Annotated in this window: 9 protein-coding genes, 1 other RNA gene and 2 pseudogenes; 7 read left to right on the plus strand and 5 right to left on the minus strand. The window is 41.5% G+C overall.

Going from position 1 to position 17,552, the window contains the following annotated elements; genetic code table 11:
• A pseudogene (locus RMX69_RS18715) lies at nt 1-2,333 on the minus strand (hypothetical protein); the annotation flags it as partial.
• Nucleotides 2,334-2,346: 13 nt separating this feature from the next.
• The gene (locus RMX69_RS18720) at nt 2,347-3,357 is read right to left on the minus strand and encodes a CHAT domain-containing protein (RefSeq protein WP_322638353.1); all 1,011 of its coding nucleotides are present in this window, start codon (nt 3,355-3,357) and stop codon (nt 2,347-2,349) included.
• Nucleotides 3,358-3,524: 167 nt separating this feature from the next.
• Here RMX69_RS18720 and RMX69_RS18725 point away from each other — a divergent pair.
• Together RMX69_RS18725 and xylB are read left to right on the plus strand one after the other, a co-directional pair.
• Nucleotides 3,525-3,773, plus strand: a pseudogene (locus RMX69_RS18725) (IS701 family transposase); the annotation flags it as partial.
• A gap of 496 nt (nt 3,774-4,269) precedes the next feature.
• Nucleotides 4,270-5,757, plus strand: coding sequence for a xylulokinase (xylB, locus tag RMX69_RS18730; protein ID WP_322638354.1), 1,488 nt, complete (start codon nt 4,270-4,272; stop codon nt 5,755-5,757).
• Nucleotides 5,758-5,997: 240 nt separating this feature from the next.
• On the opposite strand, the gene RMX69_RS18735 is transcribed toward xylB, so the two are convergent.
• The gene (locus RMX69_RS18735; RefSeq protein ID WP_289797510.1) at nt 5,998-6,606 is read right to left on the minus strand and encodes a TetR/AcrR family transcriptional regulator; all 609 of its coding nucleotides are present in this window, start codon (nt 6,604-6,606) and stop codon (nt 5,998-6,000) included.
• Between the two features lie 119 nt (nt 6,607-6,725).
• Nucleotides 6,726-7,223 (minus strand): GNAT family N-acetyltransferase, encoded by a 498-nt coding sequence (locus RMX69_RS18740; protein ID WP_289797509.1) that lies wholly within the window; start codon nt 7,221-7,223, stop codon nt 6,726-6,728.
• Between the two features lie 425 nt (nt 7,224-7,648).
• Between RMX69_RS18740 and RMX69_RS18745 the strand changes: the two genes are divergently transcribed.
• Nucleotides 7,649-8,128, plus strand: a complete 480-nt coding sequence (locus RMX69_RS18745) for a beta-lactamase hydrolase domain-containing protein (RefSeq protein ID WP_289800017.1) — start codon at nt 7,649-7,651, stop codon at nt 8,126-8,128.
• A gap of 370 nt (nt 8,129-8,498) precedes the next feature.
• Here RMX69_RS18745 and RMX69_RS18750 read toward each other — a convergent pair whose 3' ends face one another.
• Complete coding sequence (locus tag RMX69_RS18750) at nt 8,499-8,822, minus strand: hypothetical protein (RefSeq protein WP_176726984.1); 324 nt, start codon at nt 8,820-8,822, stop codon at nt 8,499-8,501.
• 753 nt (nt 8,823-9,575) lie between these two features.
• Here RMX69_RS18750 and RMX69_RS18755 point away from each other — a divergent pair.
• From RMX69_RS18755 to RMX69_RS18770, 4 genes are all read left to right on the plus strand, one after another.
• Nucleotides 9,576-10,067 (plus strand): pentapeptide repeat-containing protein, encoded by a 492-nt coding sequence (locus RMX69_RS18755; protein ID WP_069070047.1) that lies wholly within the window; start codon nt 9,576-9,578, stop codon nt 10,065-10,067.
• Entirely contained in the window at nt 10,064-11,218 is a 1,155-nt protein-coding gene (locus RMX69_RS18760; protein ID WP_322638378.1) for a 5-(carboxyamino)imidazole ribonucleotide synthase, read from the plus strand. Before RMX69_RS18755 ends, RMX69_RS18760 begins: the two co-directional genes overlap by 4 nt.
• 60 nt (nt 11,219-11,278) lie before the next feature.
• Nucleotides 11,279-11,462, plus strand: a non-coding RNA gene (gene ssrS, locus RMX69_RS18765) — 6S RNA.
• Nucleotides 11,463-12,096: 634 nt separating this feature from the next.
• The gene (locus RMX69_RS18770) at nt 12,097-17,514 is read left to right on the plus strand and encodes an AAA family ATPase (protein WP_322638355.1); all 5,418 of its coding nucleotides are present in this window, start codon (nt 12,097-12,099) and stop codon (nt 17,512-17,514) included.
• Nucleotides 17,515-17,552: the final 38 nt, after the last annotated feature.

Here is a 17,552-nt window from a genome sequence, read left to right on the forward strand (position 1 = left end):
GAGATATCCCACAGTTTTACGCTGTCAGAACTAGCAGAAGCCAACACCTTACCATTGGGGCTGAAGCCAACCCCATTAACCGGGTTGTTATGCCCAGTGAGGGTTTGAATTTCTTTACCAGTGGAGATATCCCACAGTTTTACGCTGTCAGAACTAGCAGAAGCCAACACCTTACCATCGGGGCTGAAGCTCACCCACGTAACCTCTTCTGTATAGTTACTCAGAGTTTGAATTTCTTTACCAGTGGAGATATCCCAAAGTTTCACGGTGGTGTCAGAACTAGCAGAAGCCAACAGCTTACCATCGGGGCTGAAGTTCACCCCACTAACCGAGTTTATGTGTCCACTCAGGGTTTGAATTTCTTTACCAGTGGAGATATCCCACAGTTTCACTGTCTTATCAGAACTAGCAGAAGCCAATACCTTGCCATCGGGGCTGAAACTGACTCCATTTACCGAGTTTGTATGCCCAGTTAAAGTTTGAATTTCTTTCCATGTAGAGGTATCCCACAATTTCACCGTATTATCAGAACTAGCAGAAGCCAATACCTTGCCATCGGGGCTGAAGCTGACTCCATTCACCGAGTTTGCGTGTCCTCCCAAAGTGTTGGGTGCGACAACATTATGAATTGTATTTAATAATGCCAGTTCTACCTGAGTGCGGGTATTTGCATCTACATTTGCACCTAGCGAGAGTAAACCAAGCATTTTTTCAGCAGCCATTACACTTGATTTGACCGCTTTACGTTTATCTTTGTACAAAAATCCATCAGAAACTTGAGCTAACAAATTAATTTGATTGATTTCCTCACTCCACCTTCTGCGTTCTTGCTCCTTTTGTTCGCGATCGCGCAGTGCTACACTAGCTTGGATAAATTCTTGCTCCTCTTGGCACAGATACTCTTGGCGTTGTTTCAGCTTTTCTTCCGCCTCCACCAATGCTGCACCGCGTAGCAATGCCCCTTCATCTTGCTGCGTCTGTTTCCATTGATTGATTGCTATCCGCACCCAATCTTGCCAAGCGCGAAAACTACGGTCTGTGTCCATCCATTCTCGTAATTGACTCCAATTGCGAATCAGCGCTTCATGGACAACCTCCACTGTTTCTTGATCTTCAGGATTACGACTGGTAACTACTAATCGCGCATCTGCCAATTGTTTCACCAATCCCCAGCTTGCTTCACCCAATTCGGCTTTCGTCGCCAATCGCCGCGTATCTTCTGTTCCTTCCCCCGGACGCACCAATTGGATGAAGATTCGCCGTACTTTTTTCTTCTCATGAGGTGTCAAATTACCATATTTTTCATTAGCATGACGAGCTAGCGCACCTTTTACCTCACCAATGTCTTCATAAGCTACATGAGTTAACTGTTTTCCCTTTCGCCGTTTCCACAATTGGGTTAATGCAAACTCCAACAGAGGTAAATTACCGGGTTCTGACTCGACATCATCCAAAATGCGTTTTACCAATCCCTCTTGAAAAGTGACTCCCAACTTTTCACTAGGCTTAACAATTACTTGCTCAAGTTCTTCATAATTCATTGACCTAATAAGCTTGATATCAGTTTTTAATAAATCTCCAAAAGGGGGATACAGTAGCGCATTTCCCAAGAAATCTGCCCGCATTGTTGCAACAAGTATATGCTTGTAGTGTGATTGAGAAGGGCAAGATGGAAAGCTAGCTAATAAAGTATCCAGGAAACTACGGCGAATTATCTGATCCGTACATAGAGTGTAAATTTCTTCAAATTGATCGGCAATTAGCAAGACCTGATGCGTGGGATGATTTTGGTGAATCTGGCCAAATACATCAGCTAGAAGCACATCCCTATTCTGCAAGTATTTTGCTAACTGACGAGCTTGAGCTATCCGTTCAGTAGCATTCAAATCTTGAGTATAAAGTGGAACTAGCGCCAAAGCCAGGGCATGGAAAGGATCTGAATCGGGACGGAAGTGAGTAAATAGCCAGTGACCTTCATTTTGAAGTTTGGGCACCAGTCCCGCCAGAACTATCGAAGATTTGCCGCTTCCAGAAGCACCCAAAACTGGTATAAAATTGCAGCTTTGAGTTGCTGCGAAAAGTTCTCCTGTACATACCTCACGTCCAAAGAAAAACTCCGCATCATTGGGACTAAAGTGAAACAAACCGCGATAAGGGCAAGGGATATTTTTACTATCAGAGTCCTTATAATCAGCAGGTACTAATATTGCTTCTTCTCGATAGTAGTAGTTTATGATCTGTACAGGAGCGAAAGTTAAGTCACGGCCAACATTATTATCTTTGAATAGATTTTCTTGTTCTTGAGATGAATCATTTGGAATTGACTCGCTCATGATTTTGGTATCCTTAATTTTTCTGTTGAACTGGTGAAAAGTTCAAATTTCCACTGACAGTGTTTCCACTCACTGTGTTGGTTTGAGTTTGATTAATTATTTCCTGTTCCCCAGGTTGTTCTTTAAGTTTTTCGAGTAAATCCTGAGCCACTTTAACTATTTCCTGATCTTGATCAGCACCAGCTTTGGTAATTTTATCTTTTAACAAACCTTCAGCTTGCTTGATTTCTTCTGGTTTAGCATCTACCATCGCTTGTCCAAGAACATCACCTTCAAGCTTCTTCTTAATCAAGCTTTTCAACCCCTGATAGGCATCTTTAACGGCTGTTCCAGCAGTATCCTTAGCAGCAGCACCAGCACCAGCAACTAAAGCAGTAATAATCAGGGAAATAGCCTCCATTAAAGAAATCTCCTTTGGTTTTTGTGATTTATCTATATTTATTCTGGTTTTGATAACTGGAATCTCGGCTTGGGAAAGGCTTTCTAGTTTAATCGCCACTAAACCTTCCTGAAATGCTCTTGGAAATACATCTTGAATTTTTGAAGTTGCGTAACCCAATCCATCATAAAAACCTTGAGCAAACTGGATTGCAGATTGATCCTGAATCTCCTGGTTCATGCCAATGGCATAATTAATATATTTACTAATTGCCTCAGCAGATTTGACAGAGTGGCAAGCATTTAGTAGCACACAGTTTACATAATCTGCGTGTAACTCAAAAAGAGATGCCAGCCCTTCTGGTGGCACAACTTTGTTCTGTCCCCCGTTATCTTCTAACAATAAACTTCCATCTTCTAAACCGTGTCCGCAGAAATGCACGATTGTGGGTTTTTCTTCTGCGATCGCCCTGCGAATATCCTGGGGTCTAACAGCAGTTCTAATATCAACATCAAATATATCTCGTCTTACAGCACGTCGGATACATTCTTCAACTTCTCTCATTTCTTTATCCAAGCGCAAACCGTGGGGAATTGCTGCCAGAATCAAAATTTTTTGTGGCTGAGTAGCTTGTTCCTTAACCATCTCCCACCCTTGATGAATGTATTAAACCCTGCCAGATTGGAAAGGGATAAATGTTACTCCAAAGCTAAAATTAAGAATTCCGGAAAGCTGTTTTTTAAGACTTACGCATTGACAGATTGCTAAGATAATGCAGTTAAAAATGAGTGTCGTCAAAAGCAGGTATCGGAAAATTTGTGACAATTCCTGATACTCATTGGAGAATTGAAAGTTTTCACAGAGCGATAAAACAAGTATGTGGTATTTGTCGATTCATGGTTAGAGATAGCCATGCAATTAAAACACACATATTTTGTTCACTTCAAGCATTTGTTCGTTGAGAGAAAATGTGTTCTGAAAATACAATTTTCAATTAGTATGAATTTTTAGTGGTGCGCGAGTATATTGTGAACAATCTCACTAAGACTTGTTCTGTTTAGTATACATGGGTACTATTTTTTGTCAATTTGTAAGTCCTAATCTTAGAGGATGTCTGAAAAGTTTTTTTGTATACATCTAACCCTTATATCTCCCCCTAAATCCCCCTTAAAAAGGGGACTTTAAGACTCTTATTCCCCCCTTTTTTAAGGGAGATTAGGGGGGATGAAGAAATATTTGATACTTCTCTGATATCCTCTTAATAAAGTAAATATAATAAAACTTATTAAGTCTTGCCATATTGGCAGATGTTGGAGAAAATTTAACGTCTCATATCATGTCCGCATAATTAGTTATGATTTCCACAGTCATTGCACCCCTCCCCGCAAGCGGGGAGGGGAGACAAAGCGCAGCTTTGGCGGGGTGGGGTTCTTGGGGTTTAGTAAGTAATCAAGCGGACATGATATCAAGCAATAACCAGAGCCGCTGATAAGCCTACTCAGTAATGCTTGCAGTTCAGTGTAGGAATATATCACGATTAAGAATTTGGAGGAGCAATTGAGTGACATCGTAGTTGGCTTAGACTTGGGTACAGGAGGAGTACGAGCGATCGCAGTTAATCTACAAGGACAAATTATCGCTCAGACAACCAGAAGCTATCCCCTGTTAACTCCACAACCCGGTTGGACGGAACAGAACTCATCGGATTGGATTGAAGCAAGTTTGGATGCTCTTTTAGATGTTACTCAACAGCTAGATGAACATCGACCGATCGCACTCGGTTTGTCTGGACAAATGCATGGTATGGTTCCTCTCGATGCAGAAGGCAAAGCAATCAGACCAGCAATTTTGTGGAATGACCAGCGCACAGGTAAAGCTGTTGCTGAGATAGAAGCTGCTATTCCCCGTCACGAGTTGATCCAGCGGACTGGAAATCCGGCAATTACGGGGTTTCAACTGCCAAAGCTCTTATGGTTGCGGGCTGAAGAACCACAAGCCTATGCTCGGCTGTGGCAAATTCTTTTACCAAAGGATTATCTGGGATATGTGCTAACGGGTGAGCCAGTGACAGAACCATCTGATGCCTCTGGTATCGGCTGTCTGAATCTGGCGAATCGGCAATGGGATACAAATATTCTCCATGCTCTCAATATAAAACCAGCGTTGTTTCCCCTAGTCATCGAATCTACCGCGATCGCTGGACGGTTAAAATCAGAGATAGCTGCCCGTGTGGGATTACCTGTGGGATTACCCGTAGTCGCAGGTGGAGGTGACAATGCCGCAGCAGCCATTGGTTTGGGCATCTCATCAAGCAACCTGAGCCGGGGTAGTTTGAGTATCGGTACATCAGGAGTGATCTTTGCACCGTGCGTAGGCGTAGCCCGTCGTAGACATCGCCCAATTCCCGATCCAGAAGGTCGGGTACATTTGTTCTGCCATGTGGATGGTGGCTATCATCTGCTGGGAGTGACGCTAGCGGCAGGTGGTTCTCTGCGTTGGTATCGAGATACATTTGCACCGCATATATCCTACACCGAGTTGATGGATATGGCAGAGCGATCGCAGCCTGGGGCGCGTGGTGTTCTATTTCTACCCCACCTTGCAGGAGAGCGCAGTCCCCACCTCGATCCAGATACTCGTGGTGCTTTCGTGAATTTATTATTAGCTCATACGCAAGCAGATATAACTCGTGCAGTGCTGGAAGGGGTTGCATTTAGCTTGCGAGAAGCATTGGAGGTAATTAGTGCGATCGCTCCCCTCGATCAACTTTTAGCAACGGGTGGAGGCGCACGCTCTCACATCTGGTTACAAATTTTGGCAGATGTTCTGCAAACTAAACTTATTGCTCCCAAAGCTGAAGAAGGAGCTGCTTATGGAGCTGCTATTTTGGCAATGGTGGGGATTGGTGTTTATCCCAATTTAGAAGCTGCACTCAACATTTTACCGCAGGCTAGTAATGTCGTACAGCCACAGCCAAATCCTTTGTATGAAGCAGGTTTTAAGCGCTATAAGTTACTTTTCGATACCTTGAAAGCTGTGCGTTGATAATTAAATTATCTTAAAGTGAGAGTGAATTACCGAAGATTTACGCAAACAAGTGTTGGCAAAACAACAAGCGCTTTTAGTTAGTGGCGATCGCTCTACTTTTATCTTTATGTATATAAATAAATAAGCTGGTATTTATATCGGTTGAACTTAAAGAAGAATTCAGAAACAATAATTTGTCTCTAACTCTTTCCCCTTTCTCCCTGCTCCCTACTCCCTTCCTGCCTATTTGTATCAACCTTAAAGGGGAGTAGTACTGATACCACGCACAAAAATATCTACACAGGTTTCGATATAGTCCTCACAGCTATAGTTGCTGGAATTGAATTTTGCACTGCGGCATAGCATTCCAGCTAACAGCATTCCTGTAAACATATCGACAGCCGGAAATGGATCGAGGTCTGCTCGGACAGTGCCTCGCTTCTGACTCGATTGCAGGTAAGCCACTAGTTTTTCCGCTAAGGGCTTGGCAGCTTCTTGAATCACTTGTTTGGCTGCCTCTGGATGACGTTTGGCTTCTCCAATGAAGGTACGAATTAAGTCCTCCTGTGTCTCTAGCATAGTATTGTAAAGATGGGCATACTGTTTTAAATCAATTTTTAGATCCTGTGTCCACGCTTCGGGGTGTGCAAGAGCTTCTGTCTGGAGTGCTAAGGCATTTTTCATTACCGCTCCCAGAAGTTGTTCTTTGCTAGCAAAGTGGCGAAATAAAGTCACCTCATTCACACCAGCAACACGAGCTATTTCACGGGTAGTTGCTCCTTGAACACCTAAACTGGCAAATACCTGCAAGGCGGCTTCTATCAAACGTGTACGGGTGAGAGTTGAGGAACGGATGGTTTTATGCATTTATGCTGGCAAGTACTTACTTTCATCATAGATTATGTAGAAAAAGTGGTCGTAATTTGATGAAAATAGTGTTTATGCCAACATTTTTAAAGTTATTGAAAATATTTACCTTCTCAAATTTATTTTGGTGTGGTAGCTAATGTTTTACTCATTTTAGTAACTGGAACAAATATCCCACTTCTTAAATAATGAGGTGCTTTTTGGATGGCAGTAAATCCTAGTCGTAAATAAAACCCTTCAGCATAAAGGCTAGCAGTTGTAATTACCTTATCTATGCCTTGCTCAGTTGCTTCGTCACAAAAATGTTGAACTAAAGCACGGCCAATCCCTTTACCTTGATATTTAGGATGCACATACAGCCCGATTAGTTCATCAACAATGAAACTAGCAAAACCGATAACAACATCACCCTCGATCGCAACCCAAAAAGATTCTGTTTTCATACTCTTCAAGATATTTGAACCATCAGGTTTATCGCGGTAATTGCGCCAAGCTAAAAGTTCTTTTTGGGTGTAGAAAGTTGCAGGTAGAGCTTTAATAGCAGCAATATGAATTGCACTCAGCACCCACGCATCTGTTTCTTGGGCAGGTCGAAGGGATATTTCGTTAGCGCTCATAGGTTCAGGGCTGGGGTTGGAGGCAGGGGGCAGGGGGAAAGCAGTATGAATGAAAATTTTAGTCTTGGACTATTTGCCCAGTTTAAAAAGAAGAATTGTTCTATTTATACACTTGTTCGCGAAAATCTCGATCCAATTGCTCCCCCAACTTGCCCAATAGTATAACTCCTGAAATATAATCTACGGTAATTTTATCGATGAAAAGTATAATAAGCTCTAATCACCACTAATACTATCGATAAACCGTATATTATGGATAAAGCAATAAAATAACCAACTTCAAAAGACAAATTTTGAAGTAATCAAGCAATATATTGTGATATTTGGCTAATTTTGTTGTGTTTATTTTGAATATCTTCTCAAAGCTTGTTCTCTTAGAGTATTTAGCAAGCTGGAAGACATCTAGAAAGTTAGAAGGAGTGAATGTGATCAACGCCATACAAATTAACGAAAACTTGACAACAACAGGACAAGTCATACCAAAACAGCTTGAGCAAGCTATTCAAGAGGGTTTTAAGTCTGTTCTCAATTTGCGATCGCCTGATGAACTAGGATTTTCTCAGGATGAGCAAAAAATAGCGGAAGCATTGGGGCTGTATTATCAAAATGTTCCACTCAAGGTGGATCTCAAAAATTTGAATGAAGAGGTGATTACCAAAATCCTCACAACACTCGAACAAATCCCGAAACCAGCAGTTGTGCATTGTGCCGCCGGGATGCGATCGACTGGAATTGCGTTGTTGAGTATCGCTATCCAGGAAGGATTAACGCCAGAAGAAACCTTAGCAAAAGCAAGAAATCTCGGCTTTGGATTCTTTGAACATGCTGGCGTTAGTCCCCGATTAAAGCAATTATTTGTGAACTACGTTAGCAAACACAGTAAAATAGCTGTACCTGCTAGCTGATCCTAGAGGATGTTAGTTATTTCTAATTGTTATGTCCGAATAGACTAGAAGGCTGCTATGGCAATCCTAAATCATTCGTGAAAAATTAGATACCCGACTTCTTCGAGAAGTCGGGTATCTGGACATCGCGCATTTTCACAACTCATTTAGGATTGCTATATACAAATAATTGAAGAAGGGTTCAGAATTAAGATGCTCTCTACGTTCCCGCTGCGGATAGCTTATTGATTTGCAGCGGTAGCGAGTCGTACAGAATTCAATTCTGACTCCTGACGCCTGACTCCTGAATTCTTTCTTCTTAAAAATTAAAAACTGCTCTTACTAAAATTAGACAAGAGCAGTCTTTAATCGCAAAGCCAAAAATAAGAATTTAGGCATCTTCAAGTTCAAATTGAGCCACCGTAACGGCGTTCAAAGCGAAAGCTAAAACTAATGGCATCGGCGACTGAAACCAAAAGGTAAAAAGAATAGCTAGGATTGTGCCAATTACTGCTGACATCGACCACAGTCGTTCTTCAATAGTCAGTCCTTTTTCGGCTTTAATCAATCTAAGAACATGAACTGGGATTGGTTCTGGCATTACCCCACCCGGAGGGAAAGCCCAGAAGTTGTTACGTCGTTCGACAAATAAATCTGTCCAGCCATTTTCTTGGCACCATGCCTCAATCCATTGAAGTGAGTAATGATTCATCATCGGGTTTCGGAGTTTGGTTTGTGGAAGTTGTGTACTTGGTGAATGTAAACTCTTGGAGATTCCTGAAGAACTAATTAATCGCTATAAAATTAACGCTAATTATCCAACCTTTAAGCTTTGTTAAGCAATTGAGACGCTTATGATTACGCTCAAACCTTGCTTTCATTAATTAAAAGACTAACAGTTGATCGGGTCTGTTGAATTTAAAAGACAATAAACTTTACTTGAGAAATTGAAAGTCAAGAAACGTAAATAAGTTGGTGAGTATTACTGCTCAATAAAACTCTTTATATCCTGAAATTCAAATCTAAGAATGAAGAATTGTGAACAAATCAACAAGTTGTAGACATAGCTAGTCATAAGGATTGCTTTATCCAGCTAAACTATTCCTTTAGAGTTAGTAATCTCAAATTTTATCTGCATCAAAAGCGATAGATTATGCTCTGGGTCTATGTTTTGCTAAAACTTGCTTGATGTGACAGGTAACTTATACTTAGTCATTGCAATCTATTGTCGTGATATTTAATTTTAGTGCGATCGCAGATTGCCGCTCTCTACCTCAAGTAGCAGGGATAATTTTGCTCAAGGTGAGAAGCTGATGCTCTTTTTGCGTTACAAAATATTAAGCAACGGAAATACACGTTCTCCAAGTCCAGTAGTCAGGCTGCGAGTCTCAATTAGGATGATCCAGTCTTACTAATATTCAAATGCGGTAATAAAATGCAGCGATTAGACACCAAATTAGCTCTCGATATGTTTTGGCGCCAAGGGTTGGCGTTCCTTCTCGGAATTATTATCTGGTGCGTGGCTGATCCCGCATTGGCAGTAGACTGGACTCATCCCCTTTCATTTAGCAATGCAGAGTTGTCAAGACGCGATTTTTCTGGTGAAAGCTTGCAAGCAGCGGAGTTTTCTAACGCCAATATGGAACTGGCTAACTTTTCAAATGCTGACTTACGAGGAGCAGTCATGAGCGCTTCGGTGATGACAAAAGCAAATCTCCACGGAGCGGATTTAACGAATGCAATGGTCGATCAGGTAAACTTGACTAAGGCAGATTTGAGCGATGCAGTTTTCAAAGAAGCTCTTTTGCTCCGCGCCATCTTTAATGATGTAAATATAGACGGTGCAGATTTTACAGATGCAATTTTGGATAGGGCACAAATCAAAGAACTGTGCGAAAAAGCCAGTGGTGTGAATTCCAAAACAGGCGTGCAAACTCGTGATTCTCTAGGATGTCAATGAAACGTGTTGGTGTAATTGGTGGCGGACAACTAGCCTGGATGATGGCAGATGCAGCACAGAAGCTAGGAGTAGAATTAGTAGTACAAACTCCAAGCGTTCACGACCCGGCCGTGTCAATCGCTCAGGAAACTATTTTCGCACCAGTTGATGATGCAAATGCTACGGAAATATTAGCTCAAAAATGCGATGTTATCACCTTTGAAAACGAATTTGTTAACCTGCAAGCTTTATCTATTTTAGGACAGCAAGGTGTTTGTTTCCGTCCGAGATTAGAAGCTTTAGCTCCTCTTTTAGATAAATATCATCAGCGTTGCTATTTACGGGATTTGGGCTTACCAGTTCCTCAATTTTTCGCCCTTGAGGAGGTAGAAAATCTCCAATCAAAAATAGAATATCTAGGTTTTCCAGTAGTTTTGAAATCCCGCCGTCATGGTTATGATGGCCAAGGTACTTTCATAATTCAGGATTTTGCTACTTTAGAACAAAAGTTAAGTGATGAAAGCACAACAAAAACTTTCAATCACTCACTTTTTTTGTTAGAAGAATTTGTCCCCTTTGAAAGAGAACTAGCAATAATTGCAGCTCGTTCTGTAGAGGGAGAAATTATCACTTATCCAGTAGTGGAAACCCAACAAGAACAACAAGTATGTCGGCGGGTGATTGCGCCAGCCGAGATTACACCCAATCAAGTAGCAGAAATTCAAGCGATCGCACATACTCTATTAAATAGCCTAGAAGTAGTAGGAATTTTTGGAATTGAGCTATTTCTCAGTGCTGATGGCAAAATTCTGGTAAACGAAATTGCGCCCCGTACCCACAATTCTGGGCATTTTTCTCTTGACGCTTGCGAAACTTCTCAGTTTGAACAACACCTGAGAGCGGTTTGTGGTTTACCTTTAGGGAATCCAGCTTTACAGTGCGCTGGTGCTGTAATGGTCAACCTGTTGGGGTATGAAAATTCTCACAGCGACTACCAAAGCCAACGCCAACAAATAGCGGAGATTCCCCAGGCGCACGTTCACTGGTATGGGAAAACAGAATCACGTCCTGGGCGAAAGTTAGGTCATGTCACCGTTTTGCTGGACGATCAAAATCGAGAATCGCCAAGTGCCATCGCCCACACCATAGAATCTATCTGGTATCCCAGGTAAATTGAGCAGAAACTTTCGATGTTGAACACACAACATCTTTTGAAAAGCTATAATGAGTGAGTTGCACTACGACGTTGGTGACTGCCATCAAGTTTTTTGATCTATGCCTTTAATGACAAGGGAATCAACTGTTCTCGTGGCAGTATACCGGGCATGTACCCGGAAACTTTAAACGAGGAATTTAGGTTCCCACCTGGATAAACCCAGGTCATAAACTTAGGTAAAACGGCGTCGCGGTGAACTTAAAATTATTTGCTCCCAAAATCAGTTAGAATTTGGGGGCTTTAATAATGGAACAGAATTCAGGAGTCAGGAGTCAGAATGGGCTAAACGCCCCGCTATCGCTAACAGAATGAATTCTGACCGAAAAAGCGGATAGCGCAGCGTAAAGCCTTCTCTTTCAGAGACGCTAACGCGTAGCTTGCTTCTCCATAGGAGTACGCTTAGAGGATGTTTGAAAAGTGGTTAGCTGTGATTTTAAGCACTGGTTGATCCCCCCTAACCCCCCTTAAAAAGGGGGGAAAATCCTTAAAGTCCCCCTTTTTAAGGGGAGCCACTGCGGTCTTGGGGGTTTCCCCCATGAGCAAGTGGCGTGGATTTAGGGGGATCGAAAACGTTTTGATACCGACGAGGAGACTTTTCAAACACCCTCTTAGAGCAAGTATTTTCGAGTCGCGTCTGAATAACTGAGTTTAAAGCCCCTACCAAATTGAAAATTTGGTAGTGCAGCAATTCAGTGGGGGATTCAGACCCGCCACTGATTTATTCTGAATTCTGTATTCTTCTTCAATTAAATCAGTTTAAAATAAGCGATCTCACAGTAAAGATTGCCATATTTTTGGGAAACCTAAATACTGAGGTTTCAAGAATTAAGCCCTATGGTCAGCATTCCCGGATATCACGTTAGCAAAGAACTCTACAACGGTTCTCGAACCTTGGTTTATCGCGCTAATCGAGAAACTGACCAAAAATCTGTGGTGATTAAGCTGATGAAAACTGCTTATCCCAGCTTCAGCGAATTGGTACAGTTTCGCAATCAGTTCACCATCGCCAAAAATTTGAATCTACCTGGAATCATCCAAACCTACAGTCTGGAACCCTATCAGAATGGCTATGCGTTAGTGATGGAAGACTTTGGGGGAATTTCTCTTAAAGAATGGGGAGTAGGGAGTAGGGAATGGGGAGTGGGGGGAAGGGTAGAATCTCTGATGGAGTTTTTACAAATTGCGATCGCACTGTGCAATACATTAGATATTCTAATTCGTCATCGGATCATTCACAAAGATATTAAACCTGCCAATATTTTAATTAATCCAGAAACTAAAGAAGTTAAGTTAATAGATTTTAGTATTGCATCTCTATTGCCACGAGAAACTCAAAGCCTCATGAGTCCTAATGTACTTGAAGGGACGCTTGGCTATTTGTCTCCAGAGCAAACTGGACGGATGAATCGGGGGATTGATTACCGGACTGATTTTTATTCTCTGGGTGTAACTTTTTACGAATTACTAACAGGGCAATTACCATTTCAATCGCACGAATCGATGGAATTGATACATTGTCATATTGCCAAACTTCCGCCTTTAGTACATGAGATTAATCCACAAATTGCGCCTGTACTCTCATCTATTGTTAGCAAATTGATGGCGAAAAATGCCGAAGACCGCTATCAGAGCGCATTTGGGCTGAAATATGATTTAGAAAATTGTTTACATGAGCTAAAAGAGACGGGGAAAATTGTCAGTTTCCCTATTGCTCAACGTGATGTGTGCGATCGCTTTATTATCCCAGAAAAACTCTATGGGCGTGAGCATGAAGTTGAAACTCTGCTAAAAGCATTTGACCGCGTTACCAACAACCAAACAGAATTAATGCTGGTGGCTGGTTTTTCTGGTATTGGTAAAACTGCTTTAGTTAACGAGGTTCACAAACCTATTGTCCGGCAACGGGGCTACTTCATCAAAGGCAAATTTGACCAATTTAATCGGAATATTCCCTTCTCCGCTTTTGTGCTGGCGTTTCGAGACTTAATGGGACAATTACTGAGTGAAAGTGATGTCCAATTGTCAACTTGGAAAAATAAAATTTTACAAGTGCTGGGGGATGAGGGGCAAGTTATTCTTGAGGTAATTCCCGAATTAGAACAAATTATTGGTCAACAACCACCTGCAACGGAACTTTCACCAAGTGCAGCCCAGAATCGCTTCAATTTACTCTTTCAAAAGTTCATTCAGGTATTTACCACAAAAGAACATCCATTAGTAATTTTTCTCGATGATTTGCAGTGGGCTGATTCTGCTTCACTGAAATTAATGCAGTTGTTGATGAGCGAGTTAGGAAGTGGAGCTTTACTTTTAATTGGGGCTTATCGAGATAATGAAGTATCTACCGCGCATCAGTTGATGTTGACTTTAGCGGAGATTCGCAAAGCCAATGCGACGATTCACAGCATTACTTTAGCCCCGTTAAGTAAAGCTAGTTTAAATAAATTGGTAGTTGATACCTTGAGTTGTTCGAGTAAAACTGCTCAACCACTAACGCAACTCGTCTATCAAAAAACTCAAGGAAATCCATTTTTTGCAACGCACTTTCTCAAAGTATTATATGAAGATGGACTGATTACTTTTAATTTTGCTCAAGGTTACTGGCAATGTGATATTGCTGCTGTGAAGGCACTTGCCCTTACGGATGATGTGGTAGAGTTCGTAGCGCTACAGTTGCAGAAGTTGCCAGCCGCAACACAAAATGTGTTGAAATTAGCTGCGTGTATTGGCAACCAGTTTGATTTGCGAACCTTAGCAATTGTTTCTGAACAATCGGAAACCGAAACGGCAGCATCTTTATGGAAAGCTTTACAAGAAGGGTTAGTTTTACCTACTAGTGAAGTTTATAAATTTTTTCAAGATGGTGATAATAACTCTGACTCAAACCCATTAAATTCTAATTTTCAAGTCCCTATCTATAAATTTTTACACGATCGCGTGCAGCAAGCGGCTTACTCTCTAATTCCAGATGCAGAGAAACAATTTACCCATCTTAAAATTGGTCAATTACTCTTACAAAATACCTCTGAATCACAGCAAGAGGAGCGAATTTTTGAGCTTGTCAGTCAGTTAAATCGAGGAATACTGCTAATTACCCAATCGGCTGAACGTCAACAATTAGCTCAGTTAAATCTGAATGCCGGTCGAAAAGCGAAAGAAGCTACCGCCTATGGTGCAGCAATTCATTACTTCTATTCTGGAATGCAACTGCTACCGATTAATAGTTGGAAAATTGCATACGAATTGACTCGAAGTTTATACGAAGAAGCTGCCGAAGCTGCTTTTCTGAATAACGAGTTTGACCAGATGGAATCTGCGATCCAAGTAGTGATTGAAAAAACAACCACTTTACTGGATAGAGTGAAAGTTTATGAAGTGCAACTCCAATCTTATCAGGTGCGGAATCAATCATTCAAAGCGATCGCAATTGGGCGTGAACTTCTCGCTCAACTTGGGGTAACATTACCTGAATCAGTAACACCTCCAGACATTCAGCAATCTGTAGTCAACACGCTCTCTACCTTGGCTGGCAGAAGTATTGAGGGCTTAGTTGATTTGCCATTGATGAATGATACCAAAGCTTTGGTTGCTTTACGGATTATGGCTAGCATTGCTCCCGCCATCCACCAAACGGCCCCTTATCTGTTCCCAATTATTGCTTGCGAAGAGGTGAATTTATCTCTTAAATACGGCAATGCACCACTTTCTGCACCAGGATATGCAGATTTTGGAATTGTACTTAATATTTGTAACCAACTCGAATCAGGCTACGAATTTGGCCAGCTAGGTTTAATGCTTGTGGATAGACTTCAAGCAAAATCTGTTCAAAGCATGACTCTATTTAAGGTGGGTGCATTGAATCAATTTAATAAACAACATATTCGCACCTCAATTAGGTTATTACAGGAATCCCATACTTTTGGATTAGAGACAGGCGATTTTTTTCATGTGCTGGCATCGATGATTTTTAAGTTATTCTATGTCTATTTAAGTGGTACAGAAGTTTTGGAAATTATTTTAGCAGATATCAAAGCTTACGAGTCTAATTATGCCCAAAATCAACGCTTATTAAATTGGTCTAATATCGTTTCTCAAACCATTAAAAATCTCACTGAATATAGCGACTATCCAGACTCCCTGATTGGTGAAGATTGTCAAGAAGAACTCTTATCTGCGCTTCTCCAAGAAAAGGATGAATTAACACTCCATATATTTTTCTTAAGTAAGTTAACACTCAGTTATTTGTTTGAGAATTTTTCGGCGGCAGTTGAGAGTGGAAATCAGGGAGAGCAATACCTCAATGGTGGCGCAGGAATGTTATCTGTGACCGTTTTCTACTATTACGATTCTTTATCTCGGTTGGCTATCTATCCAACGGCTGAACCATCTCAACAGGAGCAATTACTTTTGAAGGTTGGCGAAAATCAAGAAAAATTGCAGTTTCGAGCCAAACTTGCACCGATGAATTTCCAGCACAAATTTGATTTGGTGGAAGCAGAACGCCATCGAGTTTTGGACGAAAAAATAGCAGCAATAGAATTGTATGATCGCGCCATAACTCTAGCGAAAGAAAACGAATATATCCAAGAAGAAGCCTTGAGCAATGAACTAGCTGCCAAGTTCTATCTCGACTGGGGCAAAGAAAAAATCGCCCAAGTTTATATGCAAGAAGCTTATTACTGCTACGCTCGTTGGGGCGCTAAAGCCAAAACTGAAGACTTAGAAAAACGCTATCCTCGACTCCTGGCTCCCATCTTACAAGGGCAGCATCATCGCTTGCAACTGAGTTCAACCGTCGATGCATCATCATTTCCACATCAAACCATCCACACAAATCTTTCTAGCAGCAGTATCTCGGAAGCCCTTGATTTTGCCACCATCTTTAAAGCCGCACAAGTTCTTTCCAGTGAAATTCAATTAGAGCAATTACTCACTACCCTTTTGCAAGTGGTGATGGAAAATGCTGGGGCACAAAAAGCTGCTCTACTTGTACTCCAAAAAAACAACTTAGTGGTTGAAGCTGTAGCCACCATCAACGAAGGAGTCAGTCTGGTATCTGCACCATTGTCAACCAGTGAAGGCATTCCCATTACACTGCTAAACTATGTCAAACGCAGCTTAAAAACTGTTGTGCTGGATGATGCAACCGCACAAACTGATTTTATCGCCGACTCATATTTCATACAGCAACAACCTAAGAGTGTGTTGTGTACGCCGATGTTAAATCAAGGTAAACTCATCGGGCTGCTATATCTCGAAAATCCGCTGACAATTGGTGCATTTACAAGCGATCGCACCGAAGTAATCCAACTGCTATGCACTCAAGCTGCTATCTCTCTAGAAAATGCCCGTCTTTATCAAGAATCTCAAAATTATGCCCAAGAGTTAGAGCGATCGCTACAAGAACTTGAGCATACCCAATTACAAATGGTGCAAAATGAAAAAATGGCAACCTTGGGTAATTTGGTTGCTGGGGTGGCACATGAAATTAATAATCCCATTGGATTTCTCAAAGGCAGCCTCAACAATGCCGAAGATTATATCCAAGACTTACTTGCTCATATCCAATCCTACCAACAACATCATCCCAATCCGGCGATCGCAGTCATTGAGCATGGCGAAGAAATTGACCTAGAATTCTTGACTGAAGACTTACCAAAACTAGTAGGCTCAATGAAGGTGGCTTCAGAAAGGATCAAAGATATTAGTATCAGTCTCCGCACCTTCTCCAGAGCCGATACAACCGAAAAAGTTGCTTGTAACCTCCATGAAGGGATTGAGAGTACCCTGTTGATTTTGAAGTATCGCCTCAAAGCTAACGAAAAACGTCCAGCAATTGAAGTTATCACTGAATACGGAAAATTGCCACCAGTTAAGTGCTTTTTAGGACAGTTGAATCAAGTATTTATGAACATCCTCGCTAATGCCATTGATGCCTTAGATACATCCTGCGAGGGGCTTTCTTTTGCCCAAGCGCAAGACAATCATCACCAAATACTAATTAAAACCGAAGTATCCAGTGAGCAAAACATGGTAGCAATTCGCATCAAAGATAACGGTCAGGGGATGTCAGAGGAGGTTAGAACGCGGATATTTGACCACCTATTTACAACAAAAGAAGTTGGGAAAGGAACAGGATTAGGATTAGCGATCGCTCGTCAGATTGTCGAGGAAACTCATAATGGGCGGTTGAGTTGCAATTCTGTGCTTGGTGAAGGAACAGAATTTGTCATTGAGATTCCAGTGTTTTAACTAATTTGCGATTTTTCTCTCAATGCATAACGCGTCTA

The organism is Nostoc sp. EspVER01, assembly GCF_034530635.1.
Lineage (GTDB): Bacteria > Cyanobacteriota > Cyanobacteriia > Cyanobacteriales > Nostocaceae > Nostoc.

What these genes read in the sequence shown, in the direction of transcription:
- RMX69_RS18770 (WP_322638355.1), top strand. Translation starts at nt 12,097, where the DNA reads ATGGTCAGCATTCCCGGATATCACGTTAGCAAAGAACTCTACAACGGT.
- RMX69_RS18755 (WP_069070047.1), top strand. Translation starts at nt 9,576, where the DNA reads ATGTTTTGGCGCCAAGGGTTGGCGTTCCTTCTCGGAATTATTATCTGG.
- RMX69_RS18740 (WP_289797509.1), bottom strand. Translation starts at nt 7,223, where the DNA reads ATGAGCGCTAACGAAATATCCCTTCGACCTGCCCAAGAAACAGATGCG.
- RMX69_RS18735 (WP_289797510.1), bottom strand. Translation starts at nt 6,606, where the DNA reads ATGCATAAAACCATCCGTTCCTCAACTCTCACCCGTACACGTTTGATA.
- RMX69_RS18760 (WP_322638378.1), top strand. Translation starts at nt 10,064, where the DNA reads ATGAAACGTGTTGGTGTAATTGGTGGCGGACAACTAGCCTGGATGATG.
- RMX69_RS18750 (WP_176726984.1), bottom strand. Translation starts at nt 8,822, where the DNA reads ATGATGAATCATTACTCACTTCAATGGATTGAGGCATGGTGCCAAGAA.
- RMX69_RS18720 (WP_322638353.1), bottom strand. Translation starts at nt 3,357, where the DNA reads ATGGTTAAGGAACAAGCTACTCAGCCACAAAAAATTTTGATTCTGGCA.